General features: G+C 46.5%; 18 protein-coding genes. 8 read left to right on the top strand and 10 right to left on the bottom strand.

The window, feature by feature from the left end:
- The first annotated feature begins 8 nt into the window (after positions 1 to 8).
- Positions 9 to 1,244: a peptidase T gene (gene pepT / locus JOD82_RS03795; protein WP_209947651.1), complete on the top strand. Its 1,236-nt coding sequence runs from the start codon at positions 9 to 11 to the stop codon at positions 1,242 to 1,244.
- A gap of 198 nt (positions 1,245 to 1,442) precedes the next feature.
- On the top strand, positions 1,443 to 2,279 hold the full coding sequence (locus tag JOD82_RS03790; protein ID WP_069011007.1) for a methyl-accepting chemotaxis protein: 837 nt from the start codon (positions 1,443 to 1,445) through the stop codon (positions 2,277 to 2,279).
- Between the two features lie 188 nt (positions 2,280 to 2,467).
- Here JOD82_RS03790 and JOD82_RS03785 read toward each other — a convergent pair whose 3' ends face one another.
- The gene (locus JOD82_RS03785; protein ID WP_029518705.1) at positions 2,468 to 3,343 is read right to left on the bottom strand and encodes a hypothetical protein; all 876 of its coding nucleotides are present in this window, start codon (positions 3,341 to 3,343) and stop codon (positions 2,468 to 2,470) included.
- A gap of 493 nt (positions 3,344 to 3,836) precedes the next feature.
- On the opposite strand from JOD82_RS03785, the gene hxlA reads away from it, so the two are divergent.
- Both hxlA and hxlB read left to right on the top strand, forming a co-directional pair.
- Positions 3,837 to 4,472, top strand: coding sequence for a 3-hexulose-6-phosphate synthase (gene hxlA / locus JOD82_RS03780; protein ID WP_029518706.1), 636 nt, complete (start codon positions 3,837 to 3,839; stop codon positions 4,470 to 4,472).
- 5 nt (positions 4,473 to 4,477) lie between these two features.
- Positions 4,478 to 5,035 (top strand): 6-phospho-3-hexuloisomerase, encoded by a 558-nt coding sequence (gene hxlB, locus JOD82_RS03775; RefSeq protein ID WP_209947649.1) that lies wholly within the window; start codon positions 4,478 to 4,480, stop codon positions 5,033 to 5,035.
- A gap of 179 nt (positions 5,036 to 5,214) precedes the next feature.
- Here hxlB and JOD82_RS03770 read toward each other — a convergent pair whose 3' ends face one another.
- From JOD82_RS03770 to JOD82_RS03735, 8 genes are all read right to left on the bottom strand, one after another.
- Positions 5,215 to 7,347, bottom strand: coding sequence for an endo-1,4-beta-xylanase (locus JOD82_RS03770; protein ID WP_029518709.1), 2,133 nt, complete (start codon positions 7,345 to 7,347; stop codon positions 5,215 to 5,217).
- A gap of 62 nt (positions 7,348 to 7,409) precedes the next feature.
- Positions 7,410 to 8,333: a carbohydrate ABC transporter permease gene (locus tag JOD82_RS03765; protein ID WP_029518710.1), complete on the bottom strand. Its 924-nt coding sequence runs from the start codon at positions 8,331 to 8,333 to the stop codon at positions 7,410 to 7,412.
- Between the two features lie 439 nt (positions 8,334 to 8,772).
- Positions 8,773 to 9,753 carry an ABC transporter permease gene (locus tag JOD82_RS03760; RefSeq protein WP_029518711.1) on the bottom strand — a complete coding sequence of 327 codons (981 nt, stop codon included), beginning with the start codon at positions 9,751 to 9,753 and terminating at the stop codon, positions 8,773 to 8,775.
- A 14-nt stretch (positions 9,754 to 9,767) separates the two neighbouring features.
- A complete protein-coding gene (locus JOD82_RS03755; RefSeq protein ID WP_029518712.1) occupies positions 9,768 to 11,435 on the bottom strand; it encodes an ABC transporter substrate-binding protein in 1,668 nt (555 codons plus the stop codon).
- Positions 11,436 to 11,645: 210 nt separating this feature from the next.
- Positions 11,646 to 13,409, bottom strand: a complete 1,764-nt coding sequence (locus JOD82_RS03750) for a sensor histidine kinase (RefSeq protein ID WP_209947647.1) — start codon at positions 13,407 to 13,409, stop codon at positions 11,646 to 11,648.
- A complete protein-coding gene (locus JOD82_RS03745; protein WP_029518714.1) occupies positions 13,406 to 15,037 on the bottom strand; it encodes a response regulator in 1,632 nt (543 codons plus the stop codon). Before JOD82_RS03745 ends, JOD82_RS03750 begins: the two co-directional genes overlap by 4 nt.
- 273 nt (positions 15,038 to 15,310) lie before the next feature.
- The gene (locus JOD82_RS03740) at positions 15,311 to 16,084 is read right to left on the bottom strand and encodes a class I SAM-dependent methyltransferase (protein WP_029518715.1); all 774 of its coding nucleotides are present in this window, start codon (positions 16,082 to 16,084) and stop codon (positions 15,311 to 15,313) included.
- Between the two features lie 114 nt (positions 16,085 to 16,198).
- The gene (locus tag JOD82_RS03735) at positions 16,199 to 16,540 is read right to left on the bottom strand and encodes a cupin domain-containing protein (RefSeq protein ID WP_069012219.1); all 342 of its coding nucleotides are present in this window, start codon (positions 16,538 to 16,540) and stop codon (positions 16,199 to 16,201) included.
- A gap of 347 nt (positions 16,541 to 16,887) precedes the next feature.
- On the opposite strand from JOD82_RS03735, the gene JOD82_RS03730 reads away from it, so the two are divergent.
- The 4 genes from JOD82_RS03730 (at position 16,888) to JOD82_RS03715 (ending at position 20,292) form a co-directional block, all read left to right on the top strand.
- Entirely contained in the window at positions 16,888 to 18,123 is a 1,236-nt protein-coding gene (locus tag JOD82_RS03730; protein WP_039271834.1) for an FprA family A-type flavoprotein, read from the top strand.
- A gap of 36 nt (positions 18,124 to 18,159) precedes the next feature.
- On the top strand, positions 18,160 to 19,353 hold the full coding sequence (locus JOD82_RS03725; protein ID WP_165145776.1) for an NAD(P)/FAD-dependent oxidoreductase: 1,194 nt from the start codon (positions 18,160 to 18,162) through the stop codon (positions 19,351 to 19,353).
- A gap of 2 nt (positions 19,354 to 19,355) precedes the next feature.
- Entirely contained in the window at positions 19,356 to 19,526 is a 171-nt protein-coding gene (gene rd / locus JOD82_RS03720) for a rubredoxin (RefSeq protein WP_209947646.1), read from the top strand.
- A 61-nt stretch (positions 19,527 to 19,587) separates the two neighbouring features.
- Positions 19,588 to 20,292, top strand: coding sequence for a Crp/Fnr family transcriptional regulator (locus JOD82_RS03715; RefSeq protein ID WP_029518719.1), 705 nt, complete (start codon positions 19,588 to 19,590; stop codon positions 20,290 to 20,292).
- A gap of 132 nt (positions 20,293 to 20,424) precedes the next feature.
- Here JOD82_RS03715 and JOD82_RS03710 read toward each other — a convergent pair whose 3' ends face one another.
- Positions 20,425 to 22,221: a glycosyltransferase 87 family protein gene (locus tag JOD82_RS03710; protein ID WP_209947644.1), complete on the bottom strand. Its 1,797-nt coding sequence runs from the start codon at positions 22,219 to 22,221 to the stop codon at positions 20,425 to 20,427.
- Positions 22,222 to 22,244: the final 23 nt, after the last annotated feature.

The raw sequence follows: 22,244 nt of genomic DNA, 5'->3' as shown, positions 1-22,244 counted from the left end.
ATACACACATGAAACAGGAACTGATTGACCGCCTGACTACCTATGTTCAGGTAGATACCCAATCTGATGAAAGCAGTCACACTTGCCCCACTACACCCGGACAGCTCACATTGGGCAACCTCTTGGTGGGCGAATTGAAAGCCATTGGTATGACAGACGTAACTATTGATGATCATGGTTATGTGATGGCGACCCTTCCTTCCAATACGGATAAAGAGGTTCCCGTCATCGGTTTTCTCGCTCACCTCGATACGGCTACCGAGCTGACTGGTGCAGGGGTAAAGCCGCAATTGACGGAAAACTATGATGGGGGCGATATCACGCTGAATGCTTCGCTTGGTGTGGTTCTTTCTCCACGTGAGTTTCCCGAACTGACTCAATATAAAGGCCACACCCTGATCACAACAGATGGTACCACCCTGCTCGGTGCAGACAACAAAGCCGGGATCGCAGAAATCATGACAGCTATCCACTACCTGATTGACCATCCAGAAATTCAACATGGCAAAATTCGCGTTGCTTTTACACCGGACGAAGAGATTGGGAGAGGACCGGAACGCTTTGATGTAGCCGCTTTTGGCGCTGAATATGCCTATACGGTAGACGGCGGACCGCTCGGAGAACTGGAGTATGAGAGCTTTAACGCCGCAGCCGCCCATATTACCATTCACGGTGTGAATGTGCATCCTGGTACGGCTAAAAACAAAATGATTCACGCTGCCAAAATCGCTATGGAGCTGCACAGTCGGTTACCTGCAAACGAAGCCCCAGAATATACAGACGGATATGATGGCTTCTATCATCTCTTGGATTCTACAGGCACCGCAGAACAAGCTAAACTGTACTATATTATCCGTGATTTTGACCGCGAGAGCTTTGAAAACCGGAAAGCTTATTTAACAAATGTAGTCAAAGAGCTGCAGGCCGCATATGGAGAAAACCGTATTGCGCTGGAGCTGAGAGATCAATATTACAACATGAAAGAGAAAATAGAGCCAGTCAAGCATATCGTCGATGTCGCTTATGAAGCAATGACAAAGCTGAATATCGAACCCATTATCAAGCCGATCCGTGGCGGTACAGACGGTTCACAGCTATCCTACATGGGACTGCCTACACCGAATATTTTTACAGGTGGGGAGAACTACCACGGTAAGTTTGAATATGTGTCGGTGGACAACATGGTGCTCGCTACCAAGGTTATTGTGGAAATCGCACAACTGTTCGAGCAACGCGGCAAGTGAACTACCTATACGCAGCACTGACAAGTTCAGATTAAATAGAAGGCATATCGTTTCGTAATGGAAATGGTATGCCTTTTTTTCTGATGCTTTCACTTCCTTAAAGATTCAATATCTTTATAACTTTTATCCATCTTTAGACCGACAACTATATACGAGACTATAAAAAATATACCTAGTAAAGAAAGGTAGGTTATCTATTTGAATACAATAGATGCATTAATTGCAGCCATTCCCTACATACAACAGATCATGCGTGAGAAAGTGACCCTTGCTCTCTTCGACCGAACTCATGTCCTTATGTATACCCAATCGGAGGGTATGGACCTCGGCTTTGAAACAGGCTCGGAGCTACTCGAGGACTATAAGAATTTTGCCATGCTTAAAAATGGACGTGAGACCAGCCTGACCCACATTCCTGCTGAAATTCTAGGTTTTCCTCTGGATATGATCAGTATTCCTGTATTGGACGAGAAAGGTGAAGTCATTGCAGCATTTGCGGCCTCTTATAATTTGACTAACAAAAATCAACTGGATCAATTCGTATCCGAGAACCGCTCCATCACCGAGCAGCTCATTGATATGGTACAGCATGTAGCAGCTCATTCCGAGGAACTTCAGGCAACCAGTGAACAAATTTTGAAAAACACCCAAATCGCTGTGCAAAACTCGGGTAAAATCAATCAGGTAGCTGTGTTCATCAAGGAAATTTCCGATCAAACCAACCTGCTTGGATTGAATGCAGCGATTGAGGCCGCGCGTGTCGGAGAAGCAGGAGCAGGCTTTGGTGTCGTCGCTCAAGAGGTGCGCAAGCTATCCGTAGAATCCAAAAAGGCGACGGTCGATATTGAAGGGGCCCTTAAGGATGTACAGAACTCCATTCATCAAATGGAGCAGGAAATTGAGCAAATTGTTTCTTCTTCTCAAGAGCAGGCGACTCTGGTAGGCTCTTTCACTGAAGTGATGGACCGTATGCAAAAGGCGAGTGAAACGATGCAACATCTGGCCAATAGCCTGACTTCGTATGTCGTAAAATAAATTTTGGCATAAAAAAGAGAGCACACGGATCGCAAAATGCGTAAAAGTGTGCTCCCCTTTATGTACAAAAGGCCTATCGGGCTTAAGGATCTAAATCTGAAACTCAAGCAGGATAAGAAAAAACGCCATGATTTGAAGGAATCACGGGGTCTAACCCTCCCCAAATATTTCCCACCGGAAGAGCAATACTAAGAGACGCCAAGGCCATAGTTACCGAGATTAATGCCTTTTTCATTATGAAGCCCCCTTAATAAAATGGTTTGGTATTGCTCTTGCTGTGATGGTGTTGCCCAATCTCGATAAGTCTCAAACAGAGCAACCAATGTCCTGAAATTGGCATCCACTTCTACATTGGCAGAGAATTGCAGAGAATCAAGAACATAATTTAAGGCAACGGAGTACTGCTTCTTCTTGAAATGGTAAATGGCCAATTGGTTGACCAGTTTTAGATAATATACGCGGTTTGCTCTATCTTCATAACCTTCAAATATCTTAATATCATCAGCAAAATCGTTCAGCAGGTCGTCTATATTCCAATTATTCAAGTTAGCCGCTTCCGCAATACCAACCAATCCTGGAAGTAACTCCTCTTCATTGTCATGAAGAAATTGAACGTACTCAGGCAAAAGTTCCCTTCTCCCCGAAAGTAACTCAATCGTAAATAAATTGGCCCTGGCGAGGAAACGGAATCTCTCTACTTCTTCGTGACCGCTCTGATCCAGCCCCATAAACCAGCCCATTTCGCTATACTTCATAATATAGTTTCTAGCTTCCTCATACTTGCCCATATTCTGATAGTAAATAGACTTCGCCAGATAACTGTAAGCATAATAAAACACTAGCGGGTGTTTGGTGTCCAATGTCTCATACTTGCCGTCTGCAGCATTTCTCAGTTGGGTGTGATACAGGTTTTCAGCCAACGTATGCAGAAAGTCTGCTACTTTGTTCGCTTCATCCCAATCATTATGTGTGTAGCTGAGTCTAAACAACTCACAAGCTTTATCGAGTTCGTGACTGTCTGACAACAAATAAATGGCTTCCCTTTGGTTCAAGACCTCTTCCATTAGACCCCGCCTCCCTAGCCTGAAAATTGCGGTTACCCCTAGCCCAATGGCTATTTTTCAGGGCAGTTATGCTGGTAGCCTCCATTTTTGCATACCGTATATTGCAAATATAGTCAAAACCTAACTTGAAGTCAATTCAATCATCGCTATCTTCTTTTTTTTGCAACCTTACATTGCTGTGTACGGTTATGGATTTTGCAAAATTCGATTCCAGTCGCTTATGGGATTTTTGCAAAATCCTCGGTTACGAATAGTTGACTCTCCTTATAGAAATAATACTAAAAAAGACAAAGTATAGGCTCTCTAGTGGATAGTTTTTATGGTGCTATAGTATCGTGGGGGTAACTACGTTACGAATTAGTGCGTACTTTTCAACCGGATACCGGGGCCTTACAATCAAACCTGTGCATGAAACCAAAGTATAGAGTGATACTCAACAGAGCATGTACCTGTTCATCAAATACAAATTCACTTAAGGAGTGAAGTTAATAACATGGAACTTCAATTGGCTTTAGACTTAGTAGATATCCCACAAGGGATTGCATTGGTAAAAGAAGTAGAGTCGTATATTGATATCGTAGAAATCGGTACGCCGATTGTCATCAATGAAGGACTTCATGCAGTAAAAGCAATGAAAGAAGCATTCCCGAATCTGAAAGTGCTGGCTGACCTGAAGGTTATGGATGCAGGGGGCTATGAAGTGCTAAAAGCTTCCGAGGCTGGTGCAGATATCGTTACGATTTTGGCTGTAGCTGAAGATGCAACAATCAAAGGTGCAGTAGAAGAAGCCAAAAAACAAGGCGGCAAAAAAATCCTGGTGGACATGATCGGTGTTAAAAACCTTGAGCAACGTGCGAAAGAAATCGACGCCCTTGGCGTTGACTACATCTGTGTGCATACAGGCTACGATCTGCAAGCTGAAGGACAGAGCCCATTCGAAGCACTGCAAACCGTCAAACAAGTCGTGAAAAACTCAAAAACTGCCGTGGCTGGCGGTATTAAGCTGAGCACATTGGCTGAAGTCGTGAAGGCTCAACCGGATCTGGTTATCGTCGGCGGTGGTATCACTGGCGAGGACGACAAAAAGGCTGTAGCTTCCCAAATGCAACAGCTCATCAAACAAGGTTAACCCCAATGGAAACCTCTCAATATTTATCTGAGGTACTCAACGAGCTACAATGGGTTCCACAGTTGATCAGCAATGCGGAATCGGAACAGCTGATCCACTCCATCGACGCTGCGAATAAGGTATTCGTGGCAGGTGCGGGCCGCTCAGGGTTCATGATTCGCTCGCTGGCGATGCGACTGATGCACATGGAAATTCAAGCTTACGTGGTGGGTGAAACCGTAACTCCCGGCTTGGGCGAGGGCGACCTGCTCATTATTGGTTCAGGCTCTGGCGAAACCAAAAGCCTGATCTCCATGGCAGAAAAAGCAAAGAAACTCGGGGCCTCTCTGGCGCTTCTAACCACGTCCCCCGAGTCTACCATCGGCAAACTGGCCAATATCATCGTCAAGCTGCCCGGTGCACCCAAGGATCCTTCCAACAAGGATTACCAGACGATTCAGCCTATGGGCTCATTGTTTGAGCAAACCCTGCTGTTGTACGGTGATGCACTGGTACTCAGAACGATGGAGCTGCGCAAGCTGACCTCCGAATCTATGTTTGGCCAACACGCTAACTTGGAATAAACCGCGATTCCTTTACGATAACAAAGCAGGCTGTCCTTCACATGTGAAATGTAAAGGACAGCCTGCTTTTATGCTTGTATAAGCGGACGTTCGATACAGCATACATGCCAATCCATACTTCCGTAAAACCGCCATTGCGTTCAGGTGAGATAACAAAGGCCGGCATGTATTCAAACCATTTATTCGTTATTCCCTGCTGGCAACGGCGGGACTTTGGACGAATCAGCAAGTGCCCAATAGGCATATTTGGCCTTTAACTGTTCGTCGAATAATAGCGGCTTATCCAGCCGGGCTATTGGAAACGTGCTGAGCCACGTATTTCCATCATCCGTACCCCAAATCGTCACATTGCTGATATGATCCTGCTGCCTTGAAAACATATCGAACAGCGCCCGATAGCGGTGAGCCTGCCGGATCAGCATAGATTCTGGAATCGTTTCATAGCGATCTGTGTCATTGGAATAAAGACCCATATCCAGCTCGGTAATCTGATTATCCAGACCAAGCGAAGCAAACTTTTCGATGGACTGCTCAATCTCGCTAATAGCGGGAAACTCTAGGCGGATATGCGATTGGTGGCCTACCCCGTCAATCGGTACACCTTTAGCGAGCAGATCACGTACCAAATTGTACAGAAAATCCCGTTTCTTCGGCTCATGCGTGTTGTAATCGTTAATGAATAGTCGTGCGTTCGGGCCCGCCGCTTCCCTCGTGACACGGAATGCTTTTTCAATATAATCCGTACCGGTAATCTGATACCACTTGCTGCGGCGCATGCCATCCGGCTGATCAGGATCAATGACCTCATTCACCACATCCCAATCGGTGATGACATTTTTATACCGCGCTGCAACAGCGCGAATATGCGTCTCCAGCCGATCCAGCAAAAGCTTTTTATTTTCAGCAGTCGGTGTCATCGGCTGTCCATTCTTATCCTTGAACATCCAATCCCCAGTTTGGTTATGCCACACCAAGGTATGGAAGCGAATCTCTAGTCCGTGCTGTCTAGCAAACTGCACAATTTGGTCTGCTTCCTCCCAATGGAACTGTCCCTCGGACGGTTGTAAGGAGATTGGCTTCATCGCATTCCCTGCAACGACGCTGTTAAAATGCTTCTGTACCAACTCTCCGTAAGCCCCTTCGGTCTGAAAAGCTTCAATCGCCGTGCCGATGCTGAACTGTCCCCCATATAATCCATGCAAAGAAGGAATGTCCTTTTCAATAGCCAGTGGTGGTACAAGTGACAGTTCGAAATCATCCATATAAAAGGAAGACGTTCCTTCTGCCGTTTCCAAATACATAGAAACAGTGTCTGCATCATGCGCGAGCGTATACGTACCAGATAAATGCATCCATCCCCCTGTCGTAGTAGCCGTGTCGCCTACAACAGTTTCATACGAACTATTCCCTTGGTGATCACGCTGCACGCTGAGCCTCACCTTGGCAGGCTGCTCACCCGGCGCCAGCTTCACCCAGGCACTGACCGTATATCGGCTGCCCTTTTGCATCGTAGCAGTCACATCCAGCTTCGGTCCGGCATATGTCTTTTGTCTGCCTGTTGTCAGCAGACTGTATGAGCCGCTTCGTGCATCGGCATCCGAAACCTGCACGGTCTCGGCTCCCATACGGGACACCCATCCTTGAGCCGTACCCTCTTCAAACCCGGATACGATACCATGGGCCGGCTCCGTTGGCGTCTTCGATACCTGTGTTATTTCTACCTCATCCACATAGTAGGCCTGCGCGGGATTCGAGCTTTCCACATACAGCTTCAATGCATCCATCCCCCCGGTAAAAGTATATTTCCCCTGAAGTTTAATCCACGATGTATCCGCCGTCTCCGTCTGCGCTACCGTCTTCCATGTCGTAGTCCCGTCTGTCGGCTGCTGCTCCACTGTAAGTTTAACCATGCTCGGAACCGCAGAATGACCATCTAGCTTCACATAGCCACTAATTTCATACTCTACATCCGGCTGCAATAGCGACTTCACATCCAGCTCCGCCCCGTTCCAAGCCGCTGTGCGGGCGGTTGCCTTCAGACTGTGCGTGCCGCCATATGCTGCTTCCGTGACGGATGCAATTTGGGTATAAGTTCCCCGGGGTTTCCAGCCGTCGCTGTTTCCTTGCTCAAATCCATACGTTCCAATGGTCTTATGGATATTACCCGCTGACAGCACCGTATCCGAAACGGGCGGGGAATGTTCTATAGACGGAGCTGCCTTTAGTACAGACGCCCCCCACCAACCGACAGGCGATAACAACAGCGCTCCAGCCAGTACCAGACAAAAAGGCTTAACCCAACATGACCGCAAAGCAATCCCTCCCGTACTCCGATTTTTTGGAATTGGTATTTGGCACCATTGGTTTTCATTTACTATCCTTTGACACCGCCCAAGGTCATACCCTTCACAAAGTATTTTTGCAAAAAGGGATAAACTAAAATAATAGGCACTGAAGCGACAATCGTCATCGTGGCCCGAATTGAGGTAGGCGTGACCGACTTCGCTAGATTTTCCGAACCAGCGAATTGGCTCGCATAGTCCTGAGTGTTAACAGACGTGTTGGAATTTTGCAGTATTTTCATCAACTCATATTGAAGAGTGCTCCATTGTTCATATGACGAATTGTACAAAAACACATCGAACCAGGAATTCCATTGCGCGACTGCTGTAAACAGCGACACCGTCGCTAGCACGGGAACACACAGCGGTAAAACGATGCGCATAAAAGTGGAAAACTCCCCAGCCCCGTCAATACGCGCCGACTCCAAAATCCCTTCCGGCAATCCCTCAATAAAGGAGCGAATAACAATCACATTAAACACCCCAATCAATCCCGGCACAACATACACCCAGAAAGTCCCCAGCATCCCAAGCTCACGAATCAGGAGAAAGTTCGGAATCAGTCCACCGCTAAAATACATCGTTAAAATAAAAGCAATCGAAACAAATTTACGCAGCACATATTCCGGCCGGCTGATCGTGTACGCCACCATCGCGCAGCAAAACACCGAAGTCACCGTGCCCGCAACCGTACGTAATACAGAAATCAGCGTAGCATGAAAAATCGTCGCTTCCTTGAACACAAATTCATAATTACTCCACGTGAATTCACGTGGCCACAAATAAATCCCGCCCCGTATCGAATCATTCGCTTCATTCAACGAAACCGCCAGTGTATTCAAGAACGGATACAGCGTGAACACCATCAGGCAGAGCATAAACAGAATATTGCACGCATCAAAAATCCGATCCGAGGGGGCCCGAAATCGCCCGTGTACAGCCTTCCCTTTACCCATGACTTCCGCTCCTTTCTAAAAAATAGCCTAATCATCTGACTGATAAGGTCAGCGAAGCGGCCTGTTAAAAATCCACTGACCTGCACCCGTAGTATGAATGAGCTCGCACCTTCTGTTATCACCACCACTAGCAGTCCTAAAAACAAGCGAAAGCGAAGCTGAGCCAACCATCATGGCGCATTTACCCAAGGAAGCGCGAGTCACGCGCCTTCCCTAAGTTCTCCCCTTGCCACTACCCTCAGTTCTCAAAAAAAGTGACTTTACGGCGGGTAGCAGCGGAGCGGGCGGAATTGTTCTGAAGAAGCGGAGCGTTCGCCTTTATCCCCGGATTTTAACCTATGATCTTTATTCCAATAAGAAAATACGGGGATAACAGCGATCGGAAGAACAATCCGCACGCGAAGCGACAACGAGCCCTCCCCAGAAACTCACTCTTTTTTTAGAACAATCTCTCCTCCCCTAACCGCTTCGCAATATGATTGGCGCTAAACAGTAAGATGAAGCTGACCACCGTTTTGAACATCCCGGCAGCAATGGAAAGCGAGAAATTACCCATCTGGATACCATATTTCAGCACAAAAATATCCAGATTCTCCGAGTAATCCACGTTCATACCGTTGCCCAGTAAGTATTGCGGCTCAAAGCCGGATTCCAGCAGATTGCCGATGTTCATAATGAGCAGGATGATAAATACAGGCTTCAATCCGGGTAATGTCACATGCCAAATCCGCTGAAAACGCCCTGCTCCATCCATCTCAGCCGCTTCATACTGCGAGGGATCAATCATCGTCATCGCGGCCAAATAAATGATGGTATTCCAGCCGACATTTTTCCATACCTCCGATGCACCGAGAATGCCCCAGAAATAGCTTCCTTCGCCCAGCCACAGAATAGGCTCCTTAATCAATCCCAGCCACATCAGCACCTCATTGATGATGCCGCCATCCGCAGATAGCGCCGTACTAATGATGCTGGCCGCGACCACCCACGAAATAAAATGCGGTAGATAGCTGATCGTCTGTACCACCCGCTTAAATACGAGCTGACGAAGCTCATTCAGCAAAATTGCTAGTGTTATAGCGGTGACAAAGCCCAACACCAAATTAATAAAGCTCATCGCCAGCGTATTGCGCATGACCCGCAGAAAGTGTTCATCCTGAAACAGAAAATGGAAATGCTTTAATCCAACCCATTGCTGATCGAGCAACTTGCGGGCAGGCTTAAAATCCTGAAAGGCAATCGTCCAGCCCCAGATGGGCAAATACTTGAAGATGAACAGCCAGATTAAAAAAGGGACGGACATCCATACTAGTGCCCGTTGCTGATTCAGCTTGTGCATAAATCCCCTAAAGCCGGTTCGCCGCGAGGGCGGAAAATGATCCGGGGAGATCGTGACAGGTGGTGGTGACGAGTGGCCCATAGCTGCTTCCTCCTTTATTTTTTACCGGGATTTTCGATTTTTTTGGCAACCTCCTTCGTGATCAACTCCTCATACGCCTTTACATCCAGCTTGTTGAATTCAGTAGTGTATTCATTCCAAATCGCATCAAACTGTTCCGGTGCAGACAGCACCAAACGCGGGAAATATTTGCGCTGTAGGTCCCCCTTCTTTTGCTGGAAGAGCTGCGCAGTTGAGCCTTGAGCAATCGGAATACTCCAGGCCGGATACCATGGGCGCTCGTCAGGTGCGGAAAACATTTGCGAGAAGGACTCTACACCATAGACTTTTAGTAGCTTTTTATCTCCCTCGGTGTAGGACATACGCGCAACCTCAGGCTGCCGTCCGGGGCCAACCGAGTTACCGTCAGGCAGGGTAGAACCGCTACCGTATCGCGGCCAACTATATTCAAAATATTTGAACCCGAATGATTCGCGGAACGCGTCCTGACCAGTCTGCTTAATTTGCTCCTCAGTCCGGTAAAAGCGTCCTTTTTTATCTACATCATAGGTTTCCCCCTTGATTCCCCAGTTGGATAATATCTGGTTTTCGTCCGTCAGCAGGTTGTCAAAAAATTTGATGATACGTACCGGGTCCTTGGCACTGACCGTAATTCCTATGCCTCGGTTATTAACGAATGACGACGGATCAATGTACTGATCCTTTATATTCTGGTCGTATACAATAGGCAGCCCTATATACTCCATATCATCATTGCCCGATTGCTTGGCAGCCTCTTGCAGATTATTCAGGGCCTGCCCCGCCTGCCAGCGATAGTCAAAAAAGCCCAGCACCTTACCCGAAGTCAGCTTCGCCAAATATTGATCGTAATTGTCCACAAAGGACGATTTATCAAATAGGCCCTCTACATTGAGCTGATTTAGCTCTTTCAGATACCGCTTTGTGATTTCCATATCTCCATAATCCGTGGCCCGGTGTGTCTTCATATCAATAATCGTGCCGCCATCATTCGGATAGCCTGCCAGATGCATCGGCGCGTTCGTAAGAGCATAAAACCTATCCTGCGTGGTTAACGCCAGGTACCCAGTCAAGCCCTCATCTGCATGTTTTTTCGCATAGTTACGAATCAGGGCTAAATACTCGTCAAGTGTTTTGATTTTTGGAAATCCCGCTTCTTTTAATACCCTGCGTTGCACCCAAAAGGCTCCTTGCTCCAAGTTAGGCGCAGGTAAATAATCGCCTACCACCGCACTGAGCGGAAGAAAATAAATGTTCCCATCCTCCGCCTTCATCAAGTTGTAGTACGGTCCATATACACGCTTAATATTCGGTCCGTATTTGTCGATCAAATCATTCAGGGGAATAAAAGCCCCGGCATCCAGCAGCTTATCGATCGTGCCATCCGGTACTATCACATCCGGGAAATCGTTACTGGCAATAAATGTACCGATCTTCGTATTGGAATCACCCACCAAATGCTCCAGCTTCCAGTTTACCCCCGTCTGATCCTCCAGGATCTTGCCGATCCGCGTTTCATTGGTATTAATGTCCCTGCCCGCAGTGGCATTAAAATACGTGAATGTGACTTTCTCCTTGCTATCTCCTGACGCTGGCTCCTTGCCCGAGCTCCCTGAGCAAGCAGTGATCATAGATGCCATCATAACCATTACCAGACCGATGATTCCGAACCTTTTGCTTGTCATGCCAGACCTTCCCCTTTCGCCCTCTTTTGTCGATTGTGTGTGAATATCGTGCGGACGTACCGCAAGCACTGGGAATCCCGCACGCCCTAAATTGTAAGCACTTTCATTTTATAAAATGCCGTCCATTTCGTTCACCTGCCAATCTAAAGGTGTTACTTAGGAAACTATAGGTAAAGGTCCTTCAAAGCAAAATAGGTACCGCTCTCCACCTCACTCCCGATCCGCAGGAATCCTAATTCGTATCTCCGTACCCACGCCGGGGGCACTGCGTATGGCAAGCTCAAAGCGGCTCCCGTAGTAAAGTTTAAGACGATAGATGACATTTTGCAGACCTATACGCTCACCCATTTCTTCCTGCCTTTGCATGTAACCATATAAACGTTGTACCTGTTCCTCAGATATGCCCACCCCATCATCTCGAACCGTTAGAATCAGTTGTCCTTCCTCATGCTCAAAATGAATCTCAATGCGTCCCCCATGCTTTAGCGGCTCAATGCCGTGGATACTTGCATTTTCAACCAGTGTCAGCGCGACCATTTTGGGAAGCAGATTGTCCAAGTCTTCAGAGCGCGCCTGCACTTCGTACTGTATTCGCTCACCAAAGCGATATTGCTGGATTTCCAGAAAACAACGGATCAGCTCCAGCTCCTCCCGCAAAGTAACCCGATCCTTGTTCCACACCAGCGAATTGCGGAATATCCGTGCCATGTTATGAATAATGTGCGCTGTCTCATCCTCATGCTTCATCAAGCTCCTCATGCGAATCGTCTCCAGCGCATTGAACAGGAAATGGGGGTTGATCTGGCTGTGAAGTGCATTCAACTGGGCATGTCTGCGCTGAATTTCCAGATTTTTTCGTTGAATATCAGCCATATACACATCGTTAATCAGTCGCTTTATTTTCAGCGTCATCCGGTTAAACTCACCTGTTAATTGCCCGATTTCATCTCGCGACTCTGTACCGGGAATCAGCTCAAAATGCTGGTTTTTCACCTTTTTCATGTGCTTTAAAATACGATGAATCCTCACGTTCAGCGAACGTGTAATCCAGATAATAATTAATGTAGGTAACAGCATATTTACACAGGTTAACCAGAGCACAAAGTTGCGGGATTCCTGCATTTCATACAGCATTTCATCTCTGGATACCGCTGCCACAATGCTCCAGCCGTTCAGATTGCTCGTAAGCACATAATTCGTCTTGAACTCCATCGTGTCCTCGGGCAGCTTGAGGGTGCTATAGGCCACACTTTTGTGGTTTATAGCAACTTTGGGATCCGTTGTATATTCGATTTCCCCTCGTTCGTTCAGCAGAAAGAGACTTCCCTGCAAATTCAGGTTGTTGAAAATCTCACGAATGGACGACATTCGCAGTTCTATTTTCAGTATTTTTTCACGACCATTTTGGGAATAAAAGTAGTTCATCCGCCGAATCAGGCTGAAAGGGTGCAGCTGTTCGCCTGTACTGTCATCGGTACGTACAAATATAGGCTTGGACTGGCGTCCAGGCGGGATTTTGGTATACCAGGGCAAGCTTCTGACCCTCTCATCTATAAAACTGACTCCCCCGGAATCCAGCAGCGTTGAATTATCGGTGTAGATCGTAATTCCACCTACGGAATGGTATACAGGACTGTAATTATTGTTCAAGATACGACGTAAATAAGAGTCATAGGCAGCAATATAATCAGCAGGGTGGGGATATGTTTGTTCCAACACCTCATTGAGCTGATGATCGGTATAAAAGATAGACGAGATTTCCATCGCATCTTCAAATTCACGGTAAAATTCAATTTTAATCTGTTCCAGTGCACGCGAAATATCCTGAATACGCTGTTCTTTCACATTTTGTGAGGTAACATGGTAAAAAACCAGATTGGTCAACACTACAGGCGCGAAAACACACAGAAAATAAAGCAGCAGCATTTTATCCCGCAATCGCACATGATCAAGAGTCGTCCTCAGCATCTTCATTCGCCGGCCCTCTCTGGCTCGTCGCCAATACTCAGGCTGTTGCGGTATTCACTAGGCGTGGCGTGCGCCGTCTTTTCAAACTGGGTAACAAAATAGTCTGAACTGCCAAAGCCCACGCGCTCCGCAATTTCATAAATCCGCAGATCCGTCTGCCGCAACAAACGTTTTGCCTCCTGAACGCGCAATTTCAGCAAGAATTCGTTAAAGTACACACCATACGTTTTTCTGAACAATTGACCGAGGTACACCGGGTTCATGTAAAAGCGAGCCGCAATACTTTTCAGGCTTATATTCTCGGCGGCATGCTGCTCAATGTAAGCACGGATGTGCTGGATGCCTCCCTGCTGACAATCCTTGCGCAGAACCCCAATATACCTTCCACTTTCCTCTGCAAAAGCTGTAAACAATCGCTGTAGTTCACCCAGGGACAGGTTCATGTCCTGCCAGTTCATCATCGGTTCTAGTGACCGAAGTGAGCGCTCATCTCCCTGCATGTTTTGAATGACCCGAACGATACTAAGTACGCATTGATGCAAACTCATTTTCACAGCCTCAGGTGCATAACACTCCTCCCGAAAGCTGCTAAATAAATTATCCACGGCCACACGCAGCTCCTCCAACCGCAGTTCCTCGACTTGTTCCGTCATGCGATCCAGTACGTCCTGATGTATGGTCTTATAGTGGAGTGGTGGCATTCCCTCCTGTAGATATACAACAATACCGCTATGGTCATAAATGTATTTATGGAGCACTGCCTCCTTCGCACAGGCATAGGACTGCTGGATATCCTGCAACCGATTCACAGGCTTTCCTGCATAAATGAAAACCCGACTTCCCAGCTGGTCTTTTAGTGACTTCATCCCCTCTATCTCCTGTTGTAGCGCTTTCATAAAGACTTCGACCTTGCCTTGAAAATAGTTCAAAAAGAAGTCCGGTACGATAAGACCAATTCGGTTGCGATGCTCATGGACATAGAGAGGGTACTTGCCATCCATTAAACGATGAAGTGCTTGCTCTATAAGCTCCCTGAATTGGAAAAGCGATAGCATAATATTATTGTCACCAGAGCGCCAGGGATGTTGGTCATTCAGCTCGACGAGTACATAGTACATAGAAGTGGCCTCCTCAAGCCGTAGTTGCTGCTCCCACTGTGTCACCACTACATCATCCACTGGGTTCATCATCACAGTCTCTAACAACCCACCTGCATGGTGATTCTGATATCGTTGCGCATTCTGTTGTTCACGATGCAGTCTCTCACTCAGCTTGCGCAATGTAGCCGAAAAGTCACCCTCATCAATCGGCTTAAGCATAAAATCATGAACCCCATAGCGGATTGCCTGCTGCGCATAAGCGAAATCACTATAGCCGCTTAAGATAATAAACGCGGGATGTTCTGTACTCTGTTCGAGCACAGATCGAATCAGCTCTAATCCGTCGAGCACAGGCATACGAATATCGGTAATGACCAGGTCCGGGTGAATACGGCTGATTAGCTCCAGCGCATCCTCACCGTTATCAGCTTCTCCTACGATTTCAAAACCACAGGCTTGCCAATCCATGAGTTGAAGCAGCCCTTTACGAGTAAAGGTTTCATCATCTACCACAATGGCTCGATGCAGCTTCATAACACGCTTCCTCCTTTTGATGTACGCCTATTTTATTATTTTAGTTAACTATTCCAACGATCTTAGTCACTATGATAATGTAAAAACATCAGGGATTGGAAATTTTCACCACACCTATGATATGACAAATAGAGGGGTGCAAAGCATGCGCACACCAGCAGCCAAGCCAAGCAGCAAATATACAAAAAGGAGACGAATCCCTGAATGGGGGGTCGTCTCCTTTTTTTGCTATTGCGTAAAAAGCTTTATTATTCTCTTATTCGTGAATTCAGGCTATCGCTCAGCGATGATACTGACCGCTTGCAGATGGTCGGCGTACTTTACAAACTGCTTGCGCATACCCATAACCCTTGTCCGGGCAGCATGGTTACGCATAAGGTTAAAGGTGATTTTTCCAAGTCTCAACCAGCCCTCGTCCTGAATGATACGTGGCAGATGCAATAAGTGCATGGGAACCGTATAGATTTTAACGACCTTAAAGCCTTCCTCTTTCAGCAACTGTTCCCACTCTGACACCGTCAACGGTGTCGCGTTAACTCGCATGGCTACAGCCAAGTCCTTGTAAATTTGCTTTCTGAGCGCAGGCTCAATATGGCTAGGAGCAAGGCACATCTCATGGATAGCAAACTTCCCGCCTACTTTCAAAAGCCGCCTGGCTTCCGAAATAATCTGCGCTTTCTTGGCCCTTGTGTGCATCGTCAGCATGGCTTCCCCATATACCACCGTCGCAGAGGCATCCGGCAACGGAACTTGTTCAGCATCGGCAATAATGACTTCCCGGTTTGCTCCGCTTGCATACGTTTTTACGATAGAGGCCGCCTTCTCATTCTGTTCAATCGCAATATAACGGCGGGGATTAAGCTGTAGTGTGATTTGGGCAGTTATACCCAATCCGGGGGCAAACTCAATGACCTCATCCTGCCCGGTTACGTCAAGTCCCTCTATCATCCAACGTGTCGTTTTTAACCCTCCGGGCCTAAGCACGCGCTTACCGAGACTTGCTAATACCCAGTGCCCTGGCACCTGATTGTAATCTACTGTCTGCATTGGCCATTAACACCTCTTCTCAAAATTTGATAATGATATTCATTATCAATACGAGTGTAAAAAAAATAACCATTTTCTTTTTTTTATATGAGCATCTTGCTGCTATGTTCTCTTTTATATGTTTTGTGCATAGCTTTCACTTGGCGTTTGGGTCAACACTACATGCAGACTGGAATTCGTCTCTGAACCGCCACGATAGGAAAAGTGTTCATCGCCTGTAACATGAATGATATCCCCTTGGACAACTTCCGTTGCTTCGCCGTTCACAGTTACAGTACCGCTGCCTTCAAGAACAAGCAAATATACATTCGCTCCCGGGTGATTATGTGTTGGCAGCTCGGCATTAGGAGTAAAGTTGAGAATAAAAATTACATTGTCGGCTTCCTTATGCACAATTCGTTTTGTAAAGGCTGCTTCCTTATATTCCTGAAATTGAATGAGGTTTGATTTTTTCATATTGGTTCACGCTCCTGTTTGGAATTAAATTGCTTAAGATGGATTTATACCTTTATTGTATTGGATTATTTCGCTCGCCTTGTGATTGCAATCACAAAACTAAATTTAAGGAGGATTTTGCAAAAATCCAATAAGCGACTTTCAATGAACAAAATATATAGATCGAAATGGTCTAGTTCGTCTATATATTGTACTTTGGGGCGACTGGAATCGAATTTTGCAAAATCCTAAAGTCAAAAATACTTTTGAAATATTTAAAAATTTGATTTCAATCATCTTTTTCATCGACACATCCAACTAGAATCGAATTGTGTTAGACAAACAAAAACAAGCAGGAGGTTGTTCCTATGAAACCAGGATTCCAACTGGCAAAGGATATTTATTGGGTAGGAAAAATTGATAATCGTGAGGTTCCCTTTCATCGTCTTCTACTATCTAAGGGCACAACCTATAATGCATATCTATTGAAAACCGGAAAACCGACCATTGTAGATACCGTAGATATGGCGTTCGGTAGAGAATTTGCAGAGGCTGTTGCCGAATTGATCGATCCATTGGATATTCAATATATTATCGTCAATCACACGGAACCAGATCACTCGGGTGGATTGGCGGCACTCGCCTCCAAGGCAACAAACGCTACGATCGTCTGCACTGAGATTGCCGTTCCGGAAATTCAACAAATGTACAAGCTTCAGCATCGCAACTTCCTCGTCATCAAGGATGGAGATCAACTGGACATTGGAGGCAAAACGCTGCTGTTCAAAGAAACACCTTACCTGCATACGGAAGAAACCATGATTACGTACTGCATAGAAGATAAAATCTTGTTCCCTTGCGATATTTTCAGTACACACGTGGCTGTAGAGCATCTATTTGCCGACGAGGCTGGTTTTGATATCACCGAGGACTTTGTCGGATACTATCAGGCTATTATTCATCCACATCGCAGATATGTGCGCACATTAATCGAAGCTGTTGCCGATCTGGATATTGAGATGATTGCACCTTCCCACGGCTTCGCAATCCGGCATGATATTGCCAAGTTTATCGATTTGTACGCCTCTATGAGTACCGAAACCAAGGAGGATAAAAAAGTAGCGATTGTTTATGCCACCCTAAAAAATAACACTAAAAAAATGGCAAACATTCTGAAAGATTGCTTTTTGGAGAACCAAATCAAGGTGGAGCTATGGGATGTGGATAAAGCCGATGAAACGGAAATATTGAATAGTATTGCCTCAGCGGATGCTGTTTTCGTCGGTAGCTCTACTAAATATGCTGATATGACGGGCAAATTGGAAGACCTATTGCAACAAATGCAAAAGATGAATCTGGAAGGCAAGCTGGCTGCTGCCTTTGGTTCCTACGGTTGGAGCGGGGAAGCTATTGAAGTCGTGCAGGATTACTTGAACGGTACCAATATGAAGGTCCAAAGTACTTCAGATGTAATCAAATCAACAGGTATGACCCATGTGGAATTCCCGGTACGTATTCGTTTCTCTCCTACAGATGTTGAAAAAGTGAAAAAAATTAAAAATGCCGCTGAATTTGTCTCAGATCTACTGCTTAGTGTTATTTAAAACACAGTAGCATATAGCGAATAGGAGAGATACTGAATGGGTAACCAACATTACGTTATTATCGGAGGCAGTGTCGCCGCCGTCAACGCAGCAAAGGCGATTAGAGATCATGATGAGCTGGCTGAAATATCTATTTATGGAGAGGAAGCATCCTTTCCGTACAACAGAGTCAAACTTTCCAAGGGACTGTTCACTGATTTGCACAGTGACAAAATCCTGATCAAAAAGGAAAAATGGTTTGCCAATCAACGAATTCATGTATATTCCGGCATCAAGGTAACCGAGATACATCCTGAGGATCGTACTATCCAAACCATAAATGGACAAACCGTTGCTTATGACAAGCTGCTGCTGTGTACAGGAGCTCACAACCGTAAGCTTGTGCTAGAGGGGGCTTCTCTAAGGAACGTTCACAATATCCGTTTTCGACAAGATGCAGATAGCCTTAAAGCGGAATTGCGACAGGGAGACCGGATATGCATCATCGGAGGCGGTATTCAAGGCGTGGAAACCGCCTGGTCCTTCCAGCAAGCAGGATATTCTGTAACCATACTGGAAGCTTCGCATCGGCTTATGCCCCGCCAGCTAGATGAAAAGGCCTCCGCTATTTTGACCGATCGAATAACCGAACGGGGTACTCAGGTACACCTTGGGCAAGGCGTAAAGCGTATTAAAGGCACAGATCACGTAGAAGGTGTGGAACTACAGGACGGCTCTGTTATCCCCTGCGAGCATGTCGTGTACTCTATCGGAATTGTACCTAATACGGAGCTTGCTCGCCAAATCGGCCTTGATATTGGACAAGGCATTCTGGTGAATGCGCAGATGGAGACCAGCTCCGCCAATATCTATGCAGCAGGTGATGCAGCCGAATTTCAGGGTAGAGTAGATGGGTTGTGGGAAAGCGCAATGGAGCAGGGAAAAATAGCAGGCGCCAATATGGCTGGCGCATCCGTCAGCTATCAGCGTCCCCTCCCTGTAACCCTGTCGAACTGCTACGAATCCCCTCTCTTTTCCATCGGTCTAGTAGATGAACAAGTCTGCGACACCAGCCTGATTACTAAAAATCAAGCTTCTTATACACGTATGTTCATACAAGACGGCTCTATCTGCGGCGTGATTGGCTTTGGGGATGCTCTTGCTTCACTACCCTACAAAACAGCTATCATGCAGGGACTCAAACCGGACGCACCAGAGCTTACAAAAATTTTGAATGACAAGGAGAACTAAAGATGAAAAAATATGTATGTCAACCCTGTGGATATATTTATGATCCTGCAATCGGCGACCCCGATGAAGACGTAATGCCAGGTACAGCGTTTGAGGATCTCCCAGAGGACTGGGTTTGTCCGGTCTGCGGTGAGGATCAAAGCCGTTTTTCTCCAATAGATGATACAGAATAACAACCATGCGCTATAACCTGTAGTTTCCGGTTTATGAATGGAGTGAATGAATGTGAATGAGATGTCCTGCCCCTGCCAGTGCGAAAAGGAGCCCTGTGCCCGCAAAGTACCTATCTTTTCCTCTTTGTCCTGCGAAGATTTGTGTAAGGTCAGCTCCATGATCCGACACCGAAAATATCAGAAGGGTGAGGCCCTAATTATCGAGGAACAAGCATCCGATACGCTGTACATTATTAAAAGCGGGCATGTCAAGCTGCTGAAGATGACGCCTCAGGGTAAGGAGCAAATCCTGCACATTCTAACAACTGGCGATTTTTTTGGCGAGTTGAACATATTTAACAGCGATGAGCTGAGTAACTTTAGTGCGTATGCCTTAAAAGATACTGATATTTGTATGCTCACCAAGGATGATATGGAGCAGTTGATCCGCAACAATCCCGATATCTCTTTGAAGCTGCTCAAAACCATTACTAAACGCTTGGCACATACCGAGAATCTGGCTCAAAGCCTAGCTACCAAAGACCCGGAAATCCGTATCGCCTATATGATTCTTGAGCTTGGACATAAATACGGCAAGCCGGATGGCTCCAATATTAAAATAAATCTCCCCCTTTCACGCGAAGAAATGGCTAATTATGTGGGTGTCACCCGCGAAACCATCAGCCGTAAATTTGGAAAATTTGAACAGCTGGGGATTATTCATAGCAAGGGTACACGAGAGATTACCATCTGCGATGTACAAAAACTGAACGAATATATGGATTGAGACACATAGATACAATGTTACTCTAACATGAGGACAACAAAAAAACCGCTTCTTTAACTTATGGATTGCAGTTGATCTATCAACCACTTCCATTTCGTTAAAAGGCGGTTTTTTACCGTATTTTATACTCCACTAACGATCAATTGTCGTGTTCACGCCTTGGGAAGACGCTCCCCATGCAGGCCGCGCTGAGGGAACTTCTGGCGAAACTCTGTCTGTGGAAGGAGCAGTCTCAATCGTGGTCGATTTGGAGCAATCCCACACTACTTTGACCAAATACCCAAACAACAACACATTCAACAATGATGTCACACACAAAATAATACCGTATTGATCCCGAGAATTGGAGCTATAGAAGATATCAAAGGTATTCAGGAAAATCGTAAGACTGAATCCACCTGCAAGCCATAAAAATCTGCGGTCTCGCAAATACAGATACGCCAGTACAGCTAACGCCGCCGCAGGGAACAAGTACCGTTCATGCATGCTGGAAGCGAAGGTAAATACACCTGCAATGAGTACCAATGCAGCTGCCGCTGCAAATTGTGGTTTGCGACTGCGGATATACATCCACCACGTAAATAGAGTCACCAACACAATGCAGATCATACCCCACGTATGGTAACTGAACAGGAACAACGTTGTAGTGTCCTGCGTATAATTGCCACCAATCAGTGCAAAGAAATTATACGCGTTCACCGAAGCATACGGATACTCGCCGACCGTTCCCTTGTATAGGTCAAGCAGCCATAACGGCTCTTGCCCCCACGAGAATGGCAATATGACCAGAATGGTCGTCACAACAGCACCGCCCATGGACAACAGCCAAGGCTGTATTTTACGTTGTCTCAGCAGCTCAAAGAATAGAACAGGCCCATAAATAATTCCCTGCGGCTTCATCAATACGGCTAACGTAAACAATACGGCTGACCAGCCGACCCGGTTTTCCACAAGCAGCACAATCATGCCCACAATCAGCATAGTAAAGAAAGAATCTACCTGCCCCCAGAAGGTCGAATTGATAAATACAGCTGGGTTAAACACGTAAAATATAGCTAATCCCAGGCTTATTCCAAAGCCGACCCGTTTGCTTGCCAACCGATACAGCATGTACGCTGTCACAATATCGGCTAATATATTGGGAAGCCGCAGCAGTACGGACATATAGGGACTGAAAGCATCCGTAGAGCTGATTTGACCGATCACATATAAAATATAAATATAGAACGGCGGATAATCACTTGATCCGTTCGTGTAAAAGCCCGATAAGCTATCCGCTGCTGTCGTAGCCCAGTTCCGGAATAGCATTAAATCCATGTGACCCGAAATCCATGGGGCGATCGTCATTCTTAAAAAGAAACCCACACCCAGCACAGTCCACAGCATCAGTCCTCGATTACGTTCCCCGAGCTTCCAATCACGAGCCCGAAAACGGTACGTAATAAACACGAATGCACCGAAGAACAAAGCGGCGAAAACCGCCAGCGGAGTCGCATAAGCAGATGAAGAATTCCCACTTCTTCCACCACCGCCAGGACCGCCCATGCCAGATCCGTTACCAGACATGCCTCCGGGGCCTCTGTGCTGGCCGTCTCTGGCGGCACCACTGCTGTCCGATGCAGACGTATCCGTTCCAGCCATTGTACCTTGGTCACCCGATGTTGATGTCCCCTCAGTGGAGGAGTCGGTAGTTTGGCCTGTCGTCCCCTGATCCTTGCTGTCAGCGCTATTCACCGAATCCAGCCCCCTCATACCTCCGCCAGGTCCGCCTCCTCCCCCAAACCCGCCGGATGGGCCCTGTCTAACAGCCGCAGACTGGGACGCGGAGCTACCTGAATAACTCCATAACGAAACGACACTAACGACAGCACACAATATGAGACTAAATAGAAGTATATATTTCAGACCGTTCGCTTTCCAAACGTTCAAATCCGATGCACCTCTCTCTGTTT

This window comes from Paenibacillus sp. 1182, from assembly GCF_017833915.1.
In the GTDB taxonomy this organism is placed as follows: Bacteria; Bacillota; Bacilli; order Paenibacillales; family Paenibacillaceae; genus Paenibacillus; species Paenibacillus polymyxa_D.
This window is presented reverse-complemented; position numbering and strand designations above follow the sequence as displayed.